The sequence below is a fragment of the Caulobacter sp. P1_B12_2 genome, assembly GCF_056406675.1.
Genome location: NZ_JBFTZS010000574.1, coordinates 1 through 2,472, shown reverse-complemented (window position 1 = coordinate 2,472; position 2,472 = coordinate 1). Strand labels below are relative to the sequence as shown.

Annotated in this window: 4 protein-coding genes; 3 read left to right on the top strand and 1 reads right to left on the bottom strand. The window is 69.8% G+C overall.

All coding sequences use genetic code 11. The features are described 5' to 3' along the window. Positions 1-35: 35 nt before the first annotated feature. Complete coding sequence (gene cuyA / locus AC1DZ6_RS23485; RefSeq protein ID WP_477099520.1) at positions 36-1,037, bottom strand: D-cysteate sulfo-lyase; 1,002 nt, start codon at positions 1,035-1,037, stop codon at positions 36-38. 183 nt (positions 1,038-1,220) lie between these two features. On the opposite strand from cuyA, the gene AC1DZ6_RS23480 reads away from it, so the two are divergent. The 3 genes from AC1DZ6_RS23480 to AC1DZ6_RS23470 all read left to right on the top strand — a co-directional run. Continuing rightward, positions 1,221-1,784: a tetratricopeptide repeat protein gene (locus AC1DZ6_RS23480; protein WP_477099519.1), complete on the top strand. Its 564-nt coding sequence runs from the start codon at positions 1,221-1,223 to the stop codon at positions 1,782-1,784. 56 nt (positions 1,785-1,840) lie between these two features. Next, positions 1,841-2,230 (top strand): hypothetical protein, encoded by a 390-nt coding sequence (locus AC1DZ6_RS23475; RefSeq protein ID WP_477099518.1) that lies wholly within the window; start codon positions 1,841-1,843, stop codon positions 2,228-2,230. A 45-nt stretch (positions 2,231-2,275) separates the two neighbouring features. Then, the coding region (locus tag AC1DZ6_RS23470; protein WP_477099517.1) for a neutral zinc metallopeptidase at positions 2,276-2,472 on the top strand (197 nt) is incomplete at its 3' end.

The window sequence follows — 2,472 nt, the reverse complement described above, 5'->3', positions numbered from 1 at the left end:
CCCCCACCCAACCCTCCCCCATCAAGGGGGRGGGCTCAAGAAAGATGGGCTTCCAACTCGCTCTGATACCCGAACAGCCCCTGCGCCCCGCCGGTGTGCAGGAACACCACCCGCTGGCCCTTGAACGCGCCCTTGCGGGCCTGGTCGATCAGGCCCTTCATCGCCTTGCCCGAATAGACCGGATCCAGCAGCAGGCCCTCGGTGCGGGCCGCCAGGGTCAGGGCGTCGATCACGCCCTGGTCGACCAGGCCGTAGCCCGCGCCGACATAGTCGCAGTCGGCCACGACCATCTCGCGCGTCACCCGTCCGGCCGCGCCGACCATCTCGGCCGTGGCGACGGCCAGGTTGAAGACGTTCTCCTCTTGCTTGGCCTTGGGCGCGCGCACGCCGAAGCCGAGGATCGGGATGTCGACGCTGAGCGCCGCGAAGCCCGCGACGAGCCCCGCATGGGTGCCGGCGCTGCCGGTGGCGGTGACCAGGCGGTCGATCTTCAGGTCGCGCTCGTCGGCCTGCACGACCAGCTCGCGGGCGCAGTCGACATAGCCCAGGGCGCCGACGGTGTTCGAGCCGCCGCCGGGGATGACATAGGGCTTGCCGCCGCGTTGACGCACCGCCTCGGCCGAGGCCTCGAGCTCGGCGATCATGTCGGTCCCGCCCGGCACGAAGCGGATCGCGGCGCCCATCAGCCGGTCCAGCAACACGTTGCCGTTGCCGACATAGTCGCGGGCCTTCGAGCCCGTGCGCTCCTCCAGGATGATCTCGCTCTTGAGGCCGAAGCGCGCGCCGGCGGCGATGGTCTGGCGCACGTGGTTGGACTGAACCGCGCCTTGCGTCACCAGGGTGTCCGACCCTTGCGCCAAGGCCTCGCCCAGCAAGAATTCCAGCTTGCGGGTCTTGTTGCCGCCGCCGGCCAGGCCGGTGCAGTCGTCGCGCTTGACCCACAGGTCGAGCCCGAGCTCCGCGCCCAGGCGGGGCAGGGGCTCCAGCGGCGTGGGCAGGTGGGCGAAACGGGCGCGAGGGAAGCGGGCCAGGTGCATCGAGCGTCCTTCAGGGCGGGGAGCGAGCGTTCGCCGATTCCCTACAGGCTCGGGCGCCGTCGTGCTATGCTGGCGCTCAGAAAAGCACGACCCGGCGCGTTCTTCGCGCGACTGTTCCCGATCTCTTCTCGAAAGGGGGCGCGCGCCTCGCCAAGGAAGGCCGCGCGGTGTTGGGAGGACGTCATGGCTTCGATCAAGACCATTTCCTGGGCGACCGGCCTCGCGGCGGCCCTGCTTTGCGCCGCGCCGGCGGGCGCCTCGACCCTGATCATCGGCGGCGGCGTGGCGAAGGAATGCGCCGAGGCCGCGATCGACGGTCGTTCGGACAACGCCTCGATCACCCGCTGCACCCTGGCCCTCGAGACCGAGACCCTCGGCTTTCGCGACCGCGCCCGCACCTACGTCAATCGCGGCGTGCTGCAGATGCGCCAGCGCAATTTCGACGGGGCGGTCAGCGACTTCGACGCCGCCTCGAAGATCGATCCCAATCTGGGCGAGGCCTATGTCAACCGCGGCGCGGCCTATGTCGGGTCCAGCCGCTACGGTGAGGGGCTGGTCCAGATCGACCAGGGCCTGGCCCTGGGCGTGAAGGATCCGCAGAAGGCCTATTTCAACCGCGCCATCGCCCACGAGAACCTCGGCGACGTGACGGCGGCCTATCGCGACTTCACCAAGGCCGCCGAACTGGATCCCGAATGGGATGCCCCCAAAAACGAACTCACGCGTTTCACCGTCAAGCGGCCCTGAACGCGACGCCTGGAAGGCGTCAGGTTTGGGGTCCTGGAATCGGAGCCCCAAAAGGCATGACACGAGTTTCGACGATGATCGCGGCGGCGGGCCTGACGGCCCTGACCCTGGGCGCGTCGGCCTTCGCCCAGACCGACCTGCGGGCCTTGCGCCAGCGCAACGCGATCCTCCAGCAGCAGGACATCGCCCGGCAGGAAAACCTGGCCGCCCAGCGCGAACTGTCGGCCGCCCAGAGCCGCTACAACACTCAACTCACCCTGCGCGCCCTGGACCAGGCGGCGACGCCGGCGACCGAGCCGACGCTGCGGCCGTCGCTGCCGCCGACGCCGCCGCGCGGGGCCGGGATCGGCGACATGGCGGCCGACATCGAGCGGATGGATCGGCTGACCGACCAAGCCCTGGCCGCCAGCAACGCGCGCCTGCGGGCCATCAAGCCGGCGTCCTGACGCCATTTCGGAAACATCGGACAGCAACACCAGGAGACCGATCGCATGCAATGGGGTGGTGGACGCCGCGAGGGCAATATCGAGGATCGGCGCGGCATGGGCGTCGGCGGTGTCGGCCTGGCCGGCGGCGGCATCGGCGCGGTGGTGCTGGCGGCGATCGGCTACTTTGTCTTCGGGATCAACCCGCAAACCACGATGAGCGTCGTCAAYGGCGCCCAGCAGCCCGCCGCCCAGGAGAGGAG